Genomic DNA, 762 nt, shown 5'->3' on the forward strand with positions numbered 1-762 from the left:
CCGACGCCGTGCAGGCCGCCGTCGCGCAGGCGACCGGCCAGGGCGGCGGCACCCCGCCCGGCGCGCCGTCCGTGCCCGAGTTCCCCACGGTCACGGTGACGGTGACCGACGTCGTCCCGCTCGCCGACAGCGATCCGACCGGCTCGGGGCTCGCCGTCGCGATGTTCCCGCTGGTCCTCGGCGGAATGCTCGGCGGCATCGCGATCTCGCTCGCCGTGATCGGCGCGATGCGCCGGGTCGCCGCCGTCACCGCCTACGCGATCGCGGGCGGCCTCGTGCTCGCCGGCATCCTGCAGGGCTGGTTCGGAGCGCTGCAGGGCGACTACTGGCTGAACGCCGCCGCGATCGCGCTCGCGCTGGCCGCGATCGCCGCGCCCATCACCGGCCTCGTCGCCCTCATGGGCCGCGCGGGCATCGGCGTCGGCGCCGTGCTCTTCGTCCTCGTCGCGAACCCGATCTCGGCGGCCGCCGTGCCCGTCCAGTTCCTCGCGGAGCCGTGGGGCGCGATCGGCCAGTGGTTCCCGCCGGGCGCGGCGGCGACCCTGCTCCGCGACCTCAGCTACTTCCCGGACGCACCGACGGCGTTCCCATGGCTCGTGCTCGCGGCCTGGGCGGCCGGCGGCATCCTGCTCTCGCTCATCGGGCACTTCCGCACCGCGGGCGGCGCCGAGCCCGACACCGAGGCGGCGCACGCCGACGAGGAACTCGTCGCGTCCGAGCGGCGGCCCGGCGTCGCCGGCGCCGAGCCGGAGGTCCCCGCCG

General features: G+C 77.2%; 1 pseudogene. It reads left to right on the forward strand.

Annotated elements, in window-relative coordinates:
* A pseudogene (locus tag ESO86_RS19570) lies at window positions 1-762 on the forward strand (hypothetical protein); the annotation flags it as partial.

Source organism: Agromyces binzhouensis, assembly GCF_004135055.1.
In the GTDB taxonomy this organism is placed as follows: Bacteria; Actinomycetota; Actinomycetes; order Actinomycetales; family Microbacteriaceae; genus Agromyces; species Agromyces binzhouensis.